This is a genomic window from Massilia sp. GER05, assembly GCF_052056005.1.
Classification (GTDB): Bacteria; Pseudomonadota; Gammaproteobacteria; order Burkholderiales; family Burkholderiaceae_D; genus Telluria; species Telluria orientalis.
Map to the genome: position 1 here is coordinate 4,760,552 of NZ_CP178858.1, position 12,608 is coordinate 4,773,159.

Below are 12,608 nucleotides of genomic sequence, written 5' to 3' on the forward strand. Positions count from 1 at the left end.
GCTAAGATAGCGGACTTGCTCCGCGCAATAACAACCTAATTATGTCCCCCGACGAATACTGCCAACAAAAGACCGCGCAAAGCGGCTCCAGCTTCTACTACAGCTTCCTGTTCCTGCCGCCCGAGCGGCGCCGGGCGATCACGGCGCTGTACGCGTTCTGCCGGGAAGTCGACGACACGGTCGACGAAGCCACCGACCAGTCGGTCGCGCGCATCAAGCTGGCATGGTGGCGCAACGAGGTCGCGCAGATGTATTCGGGCACGCCCACGCATCCCGTGATGCTGGCGCTGAAGCCGCACATCCAGCCGTACGACCTGAAACAGGAACACCTGCAGGCCATCATCGACGGCATGGAAATGGACCTCGACCAGTCGCGCTACCTCGACTACCCGAACCTGAAGAAATACTGCTGGCACGTGGCGGGCGTCGTCGGGATCCTGTCGGCCAGCATCTTCGGGGTGACCAATCCGCAGACCTTGAAGTACGCGGAGACGCTGGGTCTCGCGTTCCAGCTCACGAACATCATCCGCGACGTGGGCGAGGATGCGCGCAAGGGCCGCATCTACCTGCCGGTCAACGAACTGCAGCAGTTTGGCGTGACGGCGGCCGACCTGCTGAACGCGCGCCACAGCGAGAAGTTCGAAGCGCTGATGACATTCCAGGCCGCCCGCGCGCAACAGCTGTACGACGACGCGTTCGCGCTGCTGCCGCAGGAAGACCGGCGCGCGCAGCGCCCCGGCCTCATGATGGCCGCCATCTACCGCACGCTGCTCGACGAGATCGAGCGCGACGGCTTCCACGTCCTCACCCAGAAGATCTCCCTGACGCCGCTGCGCAAGCTGTGGCTCGCGTGGAAGACGTATGTCCGCGGCTGAGAAACGGCAGGTCGCGGTCGTCGGCGGCGGCTGGGCGGGATGCGCGGCGGCCGTCGCGCTGCTGGACGCGGGCTGCGGCGTCACCCTGTTCGAAGCCGCGCGCACGCTGGGCGGCCGCGCCCGCGCGATCGAGACGAACGGGCGCCTGCTCGACAACGGCCAGCACATCATGCTGGGCGCCTATGCGGATACGTTGCGCCTGATGCGCCGCGTGGGCGTCGACCCGAAACAGGCGTTGTTGCGGCTGCCGCTGCAGATGCGCTACCCGGCGGGCGGCGACGGCATGGACTTCGTCGCCCCGCGCCTGCCCGCGCCCCTGCACATGCTCGTCGCGCTGCTGCGCGCCCGTGGCCTGGACCGCGCCGACAAGCTGGCCCTCGCCCGCTTCACGACGACCGCGCGCTGGATGGGCTGGCAGTTGCACAACGACTGCAGCGTGGCGGAACTCCTGGTCCGCTACGACCAGACCGAACGCCTGAATCGCCTGATGTGGCGCCCGCTGTGCCTGGCGGCGCTGAACACGCCGCCGGAACGCGCGTCCGCCCAGGTCTTCCTGGCCGTGCTGCGCGACAGCCTTGGCGCAAAGCGCGCCGCGTCCGACATGCTGATTCCGCGCGTGCTGCTCGACGCCCTGTTCCCGCAAGCGGCGCGCCGCTACCTGGAAAGCCGCGGCGCCGCCGTGCACACGGGCCGCCGCATCGATGCGCTGGGCCCCGACGGCGGCACGTGGAGCGTGCACGCGGGCGCCGACGTGCAGACGTTCGACGCCGTCGTGCTGGCGGCCCCGCCGTGGCAGGCGGCGGCACTGCTGCGGCCTCTCGACGGCACCGCCGGCATCGTCTCCCGACTCGATGCGCTGGCCTATGAACCGATCGCCACCGTGTACCTGCAATACGCGGCCGGGGTCCGCCTGCCGCTGCCGTTCTGCGCGCTGGCCGACGCGCCGCATGACAACCGCTGGGGCCAGTTCGTGTTCGACCGCGGCCAGCTCGATCCCGGCCAGGACGGTCTGTTGGCCGTCGTGGTCAGCGGCGCGGATCCGGCCGGAGACATGGGCCAGGATGCGCTGGCGGCAAGCGTGGCCGCCCAACTGGCCGCTGCATTCGCGCAGCCGGGCCTCGCGACGCCGCAGTGGAGCCGCGTGATCACGGAAAAGCGCGCCACGTTCGCGTGTTCCCCCGCGCTGGACCGCCCGGCCAACGCCACGGACTTGCCCGGCCTCGCGCTGGCGGGCGACTACACGGCCTGCGACTATCCGGCCACGCTGGAGGCGGCGGTGCGCAGCGGGGTGGCCGCAGCCAATGTCATCACAGGAGTCGGACGATGAGCGGCCAGAAGCCCGCGGCCTCGAGACCGTCATCCCCGCGCAGGCGGAGGTCCAGGTTCTGCGTCCAGGGCCGACGAAATCGGGTTCCCGCCGGCGCGGGAACGACGCGCTGGGGCAGCCGGTCATCCCGCCTGATCGCACCCTGCCCCGCATTTTCCGCAGCCTGTCGCACCCCGGTGGCGCACGCCGTCCCGGATCCGTACAGTAGCAACATCGAAACGAGTGTTAGCGGAAATGCAAATGAACATCCATCTCGGCGTACGTACCCTTGCCCTGCTGGCCGTCGTGGCGGCCGCGACGATCGCCCTGGTGCACGCGGGCGAGGCCCCCGATCCGGCACTGAACGCCATGCTGTTGCTTGGCCGAAATTAATACCGCCCTGCCAGGAGTAACGATGGGCAAACTGGAATACCTCGAGGCGCTCAAGCGGGCCATGCTGGGCCTGCCACCCGACGTCCAGGCCAGGACACTGGCCTATTACGAGCAGCGCTTCGTCGACGGCGTCGCCGCCGGACGGGGCGAGCCGGACGTGGCGCGCGAGCTCGACGATCCGACGAAGATCGCCATGACCCTGCGCGCGAGCGCCCACCTGAACGCGTTCGCGGAGAAGAAGAACCCGGCGAACGGGTTCGCCGAGAAGACGAACCCGGCCAACGTGCTGCGCGTCGCCATATCCGCCGTCGGCCTGGCCATCTTCAATTTGTTCATGATCGTGCCCGCGATGGTCTACTCGGCGCTGCTGTTCGCCCTGTACGTGTGCGCGCTGACGTTCTACCTGGCCGGCATCGCGACGACGGCGAGCGGCCTGGCCGGCGCCAACGAACTCGTACTGGACTGGCCGAGCCGCTTCGTCACCATCGACGACGACGGGCGCGGGCGCCAGATGCGCATCGAGATCGGCAGCCACGGCATCAACGTCACGCAGGAACGCCCGCAGGTCGCGGACCCGCTGCCGCCCGCCGGCCCGGACGCGGAAAGCGACCGGAGCAGCCGTCTCGAACGCTCGCGCGCCATGCGCAGCGCCGAGGCGCTCGCGGACAGCACGGTGCGCATCAGCACGGAGATGGACGCGGAATCGCGCACGACGCAGACGCTGTTCGGCTTCGGCCTCGTGCTGGGCGGGATCGCGCTGTTCCTGCTGTCCCTCGTGATCACGCGCTATACCTTCATCGGCCTGAAGCGCTACCTCCAGATGAACCGTTCCCTGCTCAAGGGGAGCTGAGCCACCATGTGCGCATTACTCAAAGTGGGCTTCACCCTGCTCCTCATCGCCTTCCTGCTGATCGGCGTCTCGTACAGCATGCTGCGCGCCCACGGTACGAATGGCCCATCGAACCCGGGCGGCCGCCTGCTCACCACCGAGCGCCGCACGCTAGCCCAGCCGGTTGCCAAGGTCGACCTGTCCGGCCCCGTCAACCTGACCCTGCGCCAGGGCCCGACGCCATCGCTGGAAGTGCGGGGCGAGCAGCGCCTGCTGGCCAACATCGACACGACCGTCGACGGCGACATGCTGCACATCGGCCCGCGCGGCATCCTGCTGCGCCACCGGACGCCGATCGAGGTGACGGTCACCCTGCCGTCGCTGGAATCCCTCAGCATCAACGGCAACGGCGAGCACACCGTGAGCGGCTTCGCGGGCGACCATCTCGACGTCGCGCTCGACGGTTCCGGCCGCATGCGCTTCAACGGCCGCTACCGCGAGATCATGGCCGCGATCCACGGCAGCGGAGACATGGAACTCACGGGCGGCACGAGCGACACGGTGGATGCCGCCGTCATCGGCAGCGGCCGCCTCACGCTCGTCGGTTCGACGCGCGCGCTGCACGCGGAGCTGCGCGGGTCCGGCGACCTGGATGCACGGCACCTGCGCGCCGACGAGGTCGACCTGGCGCAGCAGGGTTCCGGCGACAGCGCCGTGTATGCGCGCAAGCGCCTGCATGCGGACCTGACCGGCAGCGGCGACGCGCGCGTCTTCGGCAATCCGGACGAACGCTCCGTCAGCCGCAACGGCAGCGCGACGGTCAGCTTCGACGACAAGGATTGACGGCTGCCGGCGGCAGCGCGCCCCGGCGATCACGCCGCGCGCTGCCCCAGCGCGATCACCGCCGCGCCGCACAGGGCCAGGGCGACGCCCGCAATATCCGTCCACGTCGGCCGCAGGCCATCGACGAGCCACAGCCATCCGAGCGCCGTGGCGATGTACACCGCACCGTACATCGCGTAGACCCGGCCGGCCGCGGCGGGATGCAGCGTCAGCAACCACACGAACATGACGAGGCTCAGCGCCGCGGGCGCGAGCAGCCAGACGCCGCCCTTGCCCGTCCACCAGAGCAGCGGCAGATAGCAGCCGACCAGTTCCGCGATCGCGGTGGCAAAGTAGAGCCCGAACGTCCGGGCCAGACCCGACCCGGCCATCATGTCCCCAGCGCCGCGCCGGCGCGCGACCCGAGCCACTCCAGCGCCGCGCGTCCGGCCGCGCGCCCGCTGCCGAAGCAGGCCGTCAACAGATAGCCGCCGGTCGGCGCTTCCCAGTCGACCATCTCGCCCGCCGCGAACACGCCCGGCAGGCCGCGCAGCATGGCGCCGTCGAGCGCGCCGAAACGCACGCCGCCCGCGCTGCTGATCGCTTCATCGATCGGGCGCGGACGTTTCAGCACGAGCGGCAACGCCTTCAGCGCCCGCGCCAGCTTGACGGGGTCCGCGTAGTCGGCCTTGCCCAGGCACTCGTGCAGCAGCCCCGATTTCACGCCCTTGATGCCGAGACGGCTCTGCAGATGGCTGGACATCGAGCGCGTGCCGCGCGGCCGCGTCACCTCGTCCAGCACGCGCCGCGGGTCATGGTCGGGCAGCAGGTCCAGCAGCACGGTCGCCTGGCCATCCTGCGCGATGCGGTCGCGGATGCCTGCCGACAGCGCATACACGAGGCTGCCCTCGACGCCGGTCGCGGTGACGACGAACTGGCCCTTGCGGAACGGGCCGCCCGCCAGCGCCAGCGCGACGGTCGTCAGCGGCGCGCCCGCGTGACGCTGCGCGAAGTGTGCCGACCAGTCGGCGTCGAAGCCGCAATTGGCCGGCACGAGGGGCGCCACGTCCACGCCGCGCGCGGCCAGCAACGGCACCCATGCGCCGTCGGACCCGAGCCGCCCCCAGCTCGCGCCGCCCAGCGCCAGCACGGTCGCGGCGCCCGTCGTCCGCACGGCCGCCTCGCCATCGGGCGTGGCGAACATCAGGGCGCCATCGCGCCAACCCGTCCAGCGGTGGCGCATGTGGAACACGACGCCCGCCTCGCGCAGCCGGTGCAGCCACGCCCGCAGCAGCGGCGCGGCCTTCATGTCGGCCGGGAACACGCGGCCGGACGTCCCCACGAACGTGTCGACGCCAAGGCCGTGGATCCATTCGCGCAACTGCGCCGGCGGGAACGCGTCCAGCCACGGCTTCACCGCATCGGCGCGGGCGCCGTAGCGTCCGACGAACGCGTCGTAGGGCTCCGCATGCGTGATGTTCATGCCGCCCTTGCCGGCCAGGAGGAACTTGCGGCCGACGGACGGCATCGCATCGTACAGGTCCACGCGCACGCCGCCCGCGGACAACACCTCGGCCGCCATCAGGCCGGCGGGGCCGCCGCCGATGACGATGGCGCGATGGGGACGGGTTTCGGTGGGCTCGGACATGGCGGCGACAGTAGACAACGGAGGCGAGCATTGTAGTCGAACGGGGGACAAAAATGGATGTAAAGGAAGCTTGACATGGCCACGAACCCGTCCTACGATGTAAAGCATACTTTACACGAGGAGGTGTGTGATGCATGAGAAACGTGTCGGCCGGGCCTACCGCAGCGATCTGTTGACGGCCATCGCCGTGTATGTCGTGCTGCTGCTCGCGTCGATCCGGTACGGCCGGCCGCTGGACGACGGGGTGCTGCGCACTGCCGCCTTGCTGTCGCCGATGATCGGTTTCTGCCTGATGATCCGTGCCATCGCCCGCCACGTGGCCCGCATCGACGAATACCAGCGCATGCGCCTGCTGGAAAGCCTGGCGCTCGCGTTCGGAATCACCGGCGCGGTCACGTTCAGCTACGGCTTCCTCGAGACGGCGGGCTTCCCGAAGCTGTCGATGTTCAGCGTGTGGATGGTGATGGGCGTCAGCTGGGGTGTCGCGAGCACCATCCTGTCGCTGCGCGCCCGCCGGGCCGTCGAATCATGAAGAACGCCATCCGCGACCTGCGCGCGACGCGCGGCTGGAGCCAGGCGCACCTGGCCGAGCTGCTGGACGTCTCGCGCCAGACCGTCATCGCCATCGAGACGGGCCGCTACGACCCCAGCCTGCCGCTGGCCTTCGCGCTCGCGAAACTGTTCGAACAACCGATCGAATCCATTTTCTTCCCCGACCAGGAGACCGCATGAACCTCGTACGCAACCAAGCACTGTTCGCCGCCATCGTCGTCACGCTGTGCATGAGCGCCGGCCACCCGAGCCGCGCCGCCGATGCGGCGCCGGAGACCAACCGCTACGCCGCCACCATCGCGCCGGCCGAGCGCTTCGAAGTGGGCGGCGTGCTGGTCGAACGCCACGGCAAGGCGGGAAACGGCGGCCGCGCGCTGATCCTGATTCCGGGCCTCGCGAGCGGCAGCTGGGTGTGGCAGGACACGATCCGCGCCTTCGCGCCGGACCACGCCGTCTACGTCCTGACCCTGCCCGGCTTCGACGGCCGCCCGCCGGCCGGCCCCGCGCCGTTCGCGGCCGCGCGCGCCGCCGTCGAGGAACTGATCGCGAGCCGCCGGCTCGACAAGCCGGTCATCGTCGGCCACAGCCTGGGCGGCATCCTCGCGCTGGCGGTCGCCGAGGACAAGCCGTCCGCGGTCGGCGGCATCGTCAGCATCGACGGCCTGCCCGTGATGCCCGGCGCGGAAGACATGACGCCACCGCAGCGCGCGCAATTCGCCGAGCGGATGCGCGCCCAGGTCGGCAACCAGCCGCCGGCGCGGTTCGCGCAACAGCAGCAGGGTTATATGCGCACGATCGGCGTGATGGACATGGCCAAAGCGGATGCGCTGGCCGGGCTGACGGCGCGCAGCGATCCGGCGTCGGTCGGCACGTGGGCCGCCGACGTCGTGACCGTCGACCTGCGCCCCGGCCTCAAGGCGATCCAGGCCCCGGTGCTGACGATCGTGCCCTACCTGGACCTGGACAGCAGCCAGCAAGGCCTCACGCCCGCCGCCAAGGCCGACTACTACCGCGCGCTGATGGAAGGCACGCCGAAACTGCAGGTGGTGACGGTCGCGCCGGCGCGCCACTTCGCGATGTTCGACCAGCCGCACGCGGTCAACGCCGCGATCCGCACCTTCCTCGACACGCTGTAAGTGCGTGCGCCGCCGTCAAGGCCGCGCTGGCATCATGACCGTCATCGATATCGGGGAGACGGCAGGATGGAGATGACATGAGCTGGGACGACGTGTGGGGCACGGTACGCGAGGAATTCACCGACATCGGCGACGGCGCGAGCATCGTGCGCATCGTCGTCCGCCTGCTGGTGGCGGTGGTGCTCGGCGGGGTGCTGGGCTGGGAGCGCGAATCCGTCGGCGCGCCCGCGGGCCTGCGCACGCACATGCTCGTGTCGCTGGGCTCCGCGCTGTTCGTCCTGATCCCGCTGCAGGCCGGCATGAAGATGGAAGACCTGTCGCGCGTGCTGCAGGGCGTCACGGCGGGCATCGGCTTCCTCGGCGCCGGCGCGATCCTCAAGCAGCGCGACCGCAACGACGTGCGCGGTCTCACGACGGCCGCCAGCATCTGGCTGACGGCGGCACTCGGCGTCGCGGCGGGCATGGGCCGCGAAGCGACGGCGCTGCTGTCCACGCTGTTCGCCCTCGTCATCCTCGCCATCCTGCGGCGCTGGTCCAAGACCTGACGGTGTAAAGATTTCCCGGTTTGCCGCCGTCGGGTACAGTGCATGGCGGCGACGCCCGCGCATCCGCACGTCGCCCATCATACAAAAAGCCCAACCGGCCAAGGAGTCCCATGCATCCCGTTCACAAGACCGCCCTCCCCATCCTGCTGCTGCTCGGCGCCGGCGCCCATGCCGCGCCGCCCACGGACGCCACGCTGCCCGCGCGCCAGGCCGACGTCGACGCCATCGTGCGCGAGATCTCGCCGCAGCGCATCCACGCCTACGTCGAAAAACTCGTGAGCTTCGGCACGCGCCACACGATGTCCGAGACCGAATCGAACACGCGCGGCATCGGCGCCGCGCGGCGCTGGATCAAGGCCGAGCTGGAACGCTGCGGCGCCGGCAGGCTGGACGTGCAGTTCCAGAGCCACGTCCACCCCGTCGCCAACCGCATCACGCGCCCGACGGAGATCGTCAACGTGGTGGCCACGCTGCCCGGCACGCAGCCGGCGTCGAAGGACCGCTACTACGTCGTCAGCGGCCATTACGATTCGCGCGTGACCGACGTGATGAACACCACGGCCGACGCGCCGGGCGCGAACGACGACGCCTCGGGCACCGCCGCCGTCATCGAGATGGCGTGCGTGATGTCGCGCCACAAGTTCGACGCGTCGCTCGTATTCATGACCGTCGCGGCGGAAGAGCAAGGCCTGTACGGCTCCGGCGACTACGCGGCGAAGGCGAAAGCGGCCGGCATGAACATCGCGGGCATGCTGAACAACGACATCATCGGCAGCTCGCACGACGAGAACGGCAAGCTGGATAATGCGGAGGTGCGCCTGTTCGCGGAAGGCGTCCCGCCAGTGAAGGAGACGACGCCGGCGCTGCGCACCCTGCTCCAGACGGGCGGCGAGAACGACTCGATCACGCGCCAGCTCGCGCGCCACGTCAAGGAGACGGGCGAGCGCTATGTCCCGAACTTCAAGGTGAACATCATCTACCGGCGCGACCGCTACCTGCGCGGCGGCGACCACAGCCCGTTCCTCGACGCCGGCTACGCGGCCGTGCGCTTCACGGAACCGCACGAGGACTTCAACCACCAGCACCAGGACCTGCGCACGGAGAACGGCAAGAAGATCGGCGACCTCGTCGAATACGTCGATCCGGACTACGTGGCCCAGGTCGCGCGCGTGAACGCGGCCTCGCTCGCGTCGCTGGCGCTGGCGCCGGCCGCGCCGCAGGACGTCAAGGTGAAGACGGCGAACCTCGACAACGGCACGGACCTCGTGTGGCAGGCGAACACGGAACCCGACCTGGCCGGCTACCGCATCGTGTGGCGCGACACGACGGCGCCGCTGTGGCAGGGATCGAAGTTCGTCGGCAACGTGACGACGTACCGCGTCGACCTGTCCAAGGACAACCTGCTGTTCGGCGTGCAGGCCGTCGACAAGGACGGCAACGTGAGCCCGGCCACGTATCCGTTCCCCGCACGCTGATCCCCGCCCCATCATGCAGGGCGCATGACACGCCCCGCATGCCCTGTCAAAAAACGCCGCCGGCCGTCTGGCGACGGATGTCACATTCGCGGCGCCGCAGCACGCCGCACTTCAGATCCGGCGCACACCTCCTCGACTCTGCCGCGCGATACTGCGCCCTTGACGGCGCCCTTGTGCAGCCTGTGTTTATGCTGCGCCGCATGGTTTTTTGGCGCAATATTTTCTTGACAAGGCCACTGCTGAGCCTATTCTTATAGGCTACAAAAAATGTAAAAAGCTCGAACGATGTGCGCCCATGGCGGTCGTCAAGAGGCGTCCACGATTCGTAAGGTAGTCCGTAATATCATCTTGGAGGATGTGTATGTCGGTTATCACCCGTAGGACAATGCTGGTTGGAATTGCGGCCAGCCCGCTCTTGTTACACGCTGCATGGGCCCAGCCCACGAACCTCAAGATTTCCCATCAATTCCCCGGCGGCAGTGTCGCCGAAGGTGATTTCCGCGACCGCCTGTGCCGCATGTTCGCGGCCGAGACGGAGCGCCGGACCAAAGGCAAAGTCAAATTCTCGATCTACCCCCGCTCCACCCTGATGAAGAGCGATGCGCAGATCCCCGCCCTGGCCAAGGGCGCGCTGGACATCTCGCTGGTGCCGCTGTCGTACGCCGGCGCCGACCTCCCGGAAGTGAACATCGGCCTGATGCCCGGCCTCGTCACGTCGTATGAACAGGGCTATGCCTGGAAGAACGAAGAGATCGGCAAGGAATTCAATCGCGTACTGGCCGACAAGGGCCTGATCATGCTGAGCTGGATCTGGCAGGCCGGCGGCATGGCGTCGCGCGGCAAGCCGATCGTCGATCCGGAAGACGCGGCCGGCCTGAAGGTACGCGGCGGCTCGCCAGAAATGGACATGATCCTGAAGGAAGCCGGCGCCACCGTCGTGACGATGCCGTCGAACGACATCAAGGGCGCGATGGAAAAGGGCCAGCTCGACGCGGCCATGACGTCGTCGTCGTCGCTGATCTCGTTCCGCCTCGACGAAGTGAGCAAGTCCGTGACAACCGCGCGCGGCGGCACCTACTGGTTCATGCTGGAGCCGCTGCTGATGTCGCGTACCGCCTTCGAGCGCCTGCCGAAGGACCAGCAGGCCGTGCTGCTGTCGGTGGGCGCCGACCTGGAAGCGTTCGCGCGCAAGTCGGCCCAGCAGGACGATGCGGCCGTGGCCGCGCTGTTCCAGGGTGCCGGCGGGCGCACGGTGGACCTGAACCAGGACTCGCTGCGCAAATGGCAGGAGCTGGCACGCGCGACGGCGTGGCGCGACTACGGGGAGCGCAATGCGAATTGCGCGAAGCTGCTGGCGCTGGCGGAGAAGACGATCGTCTGAAGGGCCCCATAACCTGAAACCGTCGTTCCCGCGAAGGCGGGAACCCAAGTAAAGCGAGCAGTACTGCAAACCATGCGGCACCGCTACGTAATTGGGCCCCCGCCTGCGCGGGGGCGACGCTGATCTGGAGCAGGGTAACACACACCCGCGTGGCTTAGCCGCCCGTAACCGGCGGGAAGAACGCAACTTCCCCGCCTTCAAGCACCGGCGTCCCCGGCTCGCACATCACATGGTTGAACGCCATGCGCAGCGCGCGCTCGTGCGCGAGGGCCTCGGCCCATGTACCGCCGCGCGCGATCAGGAAGTCGCGCACGGCGCCCACGGTCGCCACACCTTCGGGCAGGTCGACCGACTCGCCCGACGTGCCCAGCGCTTCACGCACGCTGGCAAAGAATCGCAAATTGATCTTCATGACATCTCTCAGTACTGCAGCGCCGCGAACGGAATGAAGCGCACGATGTCGCCCTTCGCGATCGCCTGGCCCGGCGGGTTGTCGATCAGGCCGTCGGCCCATACCGTCGACGTCAGCACGCCGGAGCCCTGGTTCGGGAACAGGTCCAGCCCGCCGGCGTCGTTGATGCGGGCGCGCAGGAATTCGTTGCGGCGGTCCGGCTTCGTCCAGTCGAAATCCGCGCGCAGCGGGATCGCCTTCGGTGCGACGCCACCCGTGACGCCCTGCAGGCGCAGCACGAACGGCCGCACGAACAGCAGGAACGTGATGAAGCTCGACACTGGATTGCCCGGGAGGCCCAGGAAGAACGCGGCGCCTGATCCTTCGCGGTTCACTTCGCCGAATGCCAGCGGCTTGCCCGGCTTGACGGCGATCTGCCACATGTTCAGGCGCCCTTCCGCTTCCACGGCCGGCTTGATATGGTCTTCCTCGCCGACCGAGACGCCGCCCGACGTGATGATCAGGTCGTGCTCTGCGGCCGCGGCACGCAACGTGTCGCGCGTGGCCCGCAGCGAATCCGGCACGATGCCGTAGTCGCTGATCTCGCAGCCGAGGTTGTCCAGCAGCCCGCGCAAGGTAAAACGGTTCGAATTGTAGATGGCGCCCGGCGCCAGCGACTCGCCCGGCATCGCCAGCTCGTCGCCCGTGAAGAACACGGCCACGCGCACGCGCCGGCGCACGGGCAGGCGCGCGAGGCCGACGGAACTCGCCAACCCCAGCTCCTGGCTGCGCAGCCGCGTACCTGCCGGCAGGATCACGGAACCGGCGACGATGTCCTCGCCGGCGCGGCGGATCCATTCGCCCGATCGGGGCGCGTGCCTGATCGTGACCTGGTCGCCGCTCGCCTCGCACTGCTCCTGCATCACGACGGCATCCGCACCCTCCGGAATCAGCGCGCCCGTGAAGATGCGCGCCGCGGTGCCCGGCACCAAAGGCTGGCCGACGGTGCCGGCCGGGATGCGCTGGGCGATGCGCAACGTGGCCGACCCGCTGGCGCAATCGGCCGCGCGCACGGCATAGCCATCCATCTGCGTGTTGTCCGCGGACGGCACGTTCAAGCCCGACACCTGGTCGCAAGCGAGCACGCGGCCGTTGGCGGCAAGCGTGTCGACGTCCTCGACGCCGTCGACGGCACGCGCCGCCGCCAGCAGGACGTCCAGCGCCTCCCGCACCGGCATCAGCGGCTTGCGTGCAG

15 protein-coding genes are annotated in these 12,608 nt (G+C 69.0%); 11 read left to right on the forward strand and 4 right to left on the reverse strand.

Annotated elements, in window-relative coordinates; translation table 11 throughout:
- The first annotated feature begins 41 nt into the window (after positions 1-41).
- The 5 genes from hpnD to ACL58G_RS21140 all read left to right on the forward strand — a co-directional run bounded on the left by hpnD (position 42) and on the right by ACL58G_RS21140 (position 4,246).
- A complete protein-coding gene (hpnD, locus tag ACL58G_RS21120; protein ID WP_413339138.1) occupies positions 42-875 on the forward strand; it encodes a presqualene diphosphate synthase HpnD in 834 nt (277 codons plus the stop codon).
- A complete protein-coding gene (gene hpnE / locus ACL58G_RS21125) occupies positions 862-2,202 on the forward strand; it encodes a hydroxysqualene dehydroxylase HpnE (protein WP_413388539.1) in 1,341 nt (446 codons plus the stop codon). Before hpnD ends, hpnE begins: the two co-directional genes overlap by 14 nt.
- 240 nt (positions 2,203-2,442) lie before the next feature.
- The gene (locus ACL58G_RS21130) at positions 2,443-2,574 is read left to right on the forward strand and encodes a hypothetical protein (RefSeq protein ID WP_413388538.1); all 132 of its coding nucleotides are present in this window, start codon (positions 2,443-2,445) and stop codon (positions 2,572-2,574) included.
- 22 nt (positions 2,575-2,596) lie between these two features.
- Positions 2,597-3,424 carry a DUF1700 domain-containing protein gene (locus ACL58G_RS21135; RefSeq protein ID WP_413388537.1) on the forward strand — a complete coding sequence of 276 codons (828 nt, stop codon included), beginning with the start codon at positions 2,597-2,599 and terminating at the stop codon, positions 3,422-3,424.
- A gap of 6 nt (positions 3,425-3,430) precedes the next feature.
- Entirely contained in the window at positions 3,431-4,246 is an 816-nt protein-coding gene (locus ACL58G_RS21140; protein ID WP_440963045.1) for a head GIN domain-containing protein, read from the forward strand.
- 29 nt (positions 4,247-4,275) lie between these two features.
- Here ACL58G_RS21140 and ACL58G_RS21145 read toward each other — a convergent pair whose 3' ends face one another.
- The gene (locus ACL58G_RS21145) at positions 4,276-4,620 is read right to left on the reverse strand and encodes a YnfA family protein (protein ID WP_413388535.1); all 345 of its coding nucleotides are present in this window, start codon (positions 4,618-4,620) and stop codon (positions 4,276-4,278) included.
- On the reverse strand, positions 4,617-5,873 hold the full coding sequence (locus tag ACL58G_RS21150) for a TIGR03862 family flavoprotein (protein WP_440963046.1): 1,257 nt from the start codon (positions 5,871-5,873) through the stop codon (positions 4,617-4,619). Before ACL58G_RS21150 ends, ACL58G_RS21145 begins: the two co-directional genes overlap by 4 nt.
- A gap of 130 nt (positions 5,874-6,003) precedes the next feature.
- Between ACL58G_RS21150 and ACL58G_RS21155 the strand changes: the two genes are divergently transcribed.
- From ACL58G_RS21155 to dctP, 6 genes are all read left to right on the forward strand, one after another.
- Positions 6,004-6,405 carry a hypothetical protein gene (locus tag ACL58G_RS21155; protein WP_413346030.1) on the forward strand — a complete coding sequence of 134 codons (402 nt, stop codon included), beginning with the start codon at positions 6,004-6,006 and terminating at the stop codon, positions 6,403-6,405.
- On the forward strand, positions 6,402-6,605 hold the full coding sequence (locus tag ACL58G_RS21160) for a helix-turn-helix transcriptional regulator (RefSeq protein ID WP_440963047.1): 204 nt from the start codon (positions 6,402-6,404) through the stop codon (positions 6,603-6,605). The genes ACL58G_RS21155 and ACL58G_RS21160 overlap by 4 nt, the downstream gene beginning before the upstream one ends.
- Entirely contained in the window at positions 6,602-7,561 is a 960-nt protein-coding gene (locus ACL58G_RS21165; RefSeq protein WP_413388532.1) for an alpha/beta fold hydrolase, read from the forward strand. The genes ACL58G_RS21160 and ACL58G_RS21165 overlap by 4 nt, the downstream gene beginning before the upstream one ends.
- Before the next feature lie 77 nt (positions 7,562-7,638).
- Positions 7,639-8,106, forward strand: coding sequence for an MgtC/SapB family protein (locus ACL58G_RS21170; protein ID WP_056129476.1), 468 nt, complete (start codon positions 7,639-7,641; stop codon positions 8,104-8,106).
- A 110-nt stretch (positions 8,107-8,216) separates the two neighbouring features.
- Positions 8,217-9,581: a M28 family peptidase gene (locus ACL58G_RS21175; RefSeq protein WP_440963048.1), complete on the forward strand. Its 1,365-nt coding sequence runs from the start codon at positions 8,217-8,219 to the stop codon at positions 9,579-9,581.
- Positions 9,582-9,942: 361 nt separating this feature from the next.
- Positions 9,943-10,962 (forward strand): TRAP transporter substrate-binding protein DctP, encoded by a 1,020-nt coding sequence (dctP, locus tag ACL58G_RS21180; protein WP_440963049.1) that lies wholly within the window; start codon positions 9,943-9,945, stop codon positions 10,960-10,962.
- 154 nt (positions 10,963-11,116) lie between these two features.
- On the opposite strand, the gene moaD is transcribed toward dctP, so the two are convergent.
- On the reverse strand, positions 11,117-11,374 hold the full coding sequence (gene moaD / locus ACL58G_RS21185; RefSeq protein ID WP_413388529.1) for a molybdopterin converting factor subunit 1: 258 nt from the start codon (positions 11,372-11,374) through the stop codon (positions 11,117-11,119).
- A gap of 8 nt (positions 11,375-11,382) precedes the next feature.
- Positions 11,383-12,591 (reverse strand): molybdopterin molybdotransferase MoeA, encoded by a 1,209-nt coding sequence (locus ACL58G_RS21190; protein WP_440968080.1) that lies wholly within the window; start codon positions 12,589-12,591, stop codon positions 11,383-11,385.
- Positions 12,592-12,608 lie beyond the last annotated feature (17 nt).

Excerpts from the sequence above, each read along its gene's own strand:
- hpnD (WP_413339138.1), top strand. The coding sequence starts at position 42 with ATGTCCCCCGACGAATACTGCCAACAAAAGACCGCGCAAAGCGGCTCC.
- hpnE (WP_413388539.1), top strand. The coding sequence starts at position 862 with ATGTCCGCGGCTGAGAAACGGCAGGTCGCGGTCGTCGGCGGCGGCTGG.
- ACL58G_RS21130 (WP_413388538.1), top strand. The coding sequence starts at position 2,443 with ATGAACATCCATCTCGGCGTACGTACCCTTGCCCTGCTGGCCGTCGTG.
- ACL58G_RS21135 (WP_413388537.1), top strand. The coding sequence starts at position 2,597 with ATGGGCAAACTGGAATACCTCGAGGCGCTCAAGCGGGCCATGCTGGGC.
- ACL58G_RS21140 (WP_440963045.1), top strand. The coding sequence starts at position 3,431 with ATGTGCGCATTACTCAAAGTGGGCTTCACCCTGCTCCTCATCGCCTTC.
- ACL58G_RS21145 (WP_413388535.1), bottom strand. The coding sequence starts at position 4,620 with ATGATGGCCGGGTCGGGTCTGGCCCGGACGTTCGGGCTCTACTTTGCC.
- ACL58G_RS21150 (WP_440963046.1), bottom strand. The coding sequence starts at position 5,873 with ATGTCCGAGCCCACCGAAACCCGTCCCCATCGCGCCATCGTCATCGGC.
- ACL58G_RS21155 (WP_413346030.1), top strand. The coding sequence starts at position 6,004 with ATGCATGAGAAACGTGTCGGCCGGGCCTACCGCAGCGATCTGTTGACG.
- ACL58G_RS21160 (WP_440963047.1), top strand. The coding sequence starts at position 6,402 with ATGAAGAACGCCATCCGCGACCTGCGCGCGACGCGCGGCTGGAGCCAG.
- ACL58G_RS21165 (WP_413388532.1), top strand. The coding sequence starts at position 6,602 with ATGAACCTCGTACGCAACCAAGCACTGTTCGCCGCCATCGTCGTCACG.
- ACL58G_RS21170 (WP_056129476.1), top strand. The coding sequence starts at position 7,639 with ATGAGCTGGGACGACGTGTGGGGCACGGTACGCGAGGAATTCACCGAC.
- ACL58G_RS21175 (WP_440963048.1), top strand. The coding sequence starts at position 8,217 with ATGCATCCCGTTCACAAGACCGCCCTCCCCATCCTGCTGCTGCTCGGC.
- dctP (WP_440963049.1), top strand. The coding sequence starts at position 9,943 with ATGTCGGTTATCACCCGTAGGACAATGCTGGTTGGAATTGCGGCCAGC.
- moaD (WP_413388529.1), bottom strand. The coding sequence starts at position 11,374 with ATGAAGATCAATTTGCGATTCTTTGCCAGCGTGCGTGAAGCGCTGGGC.
- ACL58G_RS21190 (WP_440968080.1), bottom strand. The coding sequence starts at position 12,591 with ATGCCGGTGCGGGAGGCGCTGGACGTCCTGCTGGCGGCGGCGCGTGCC.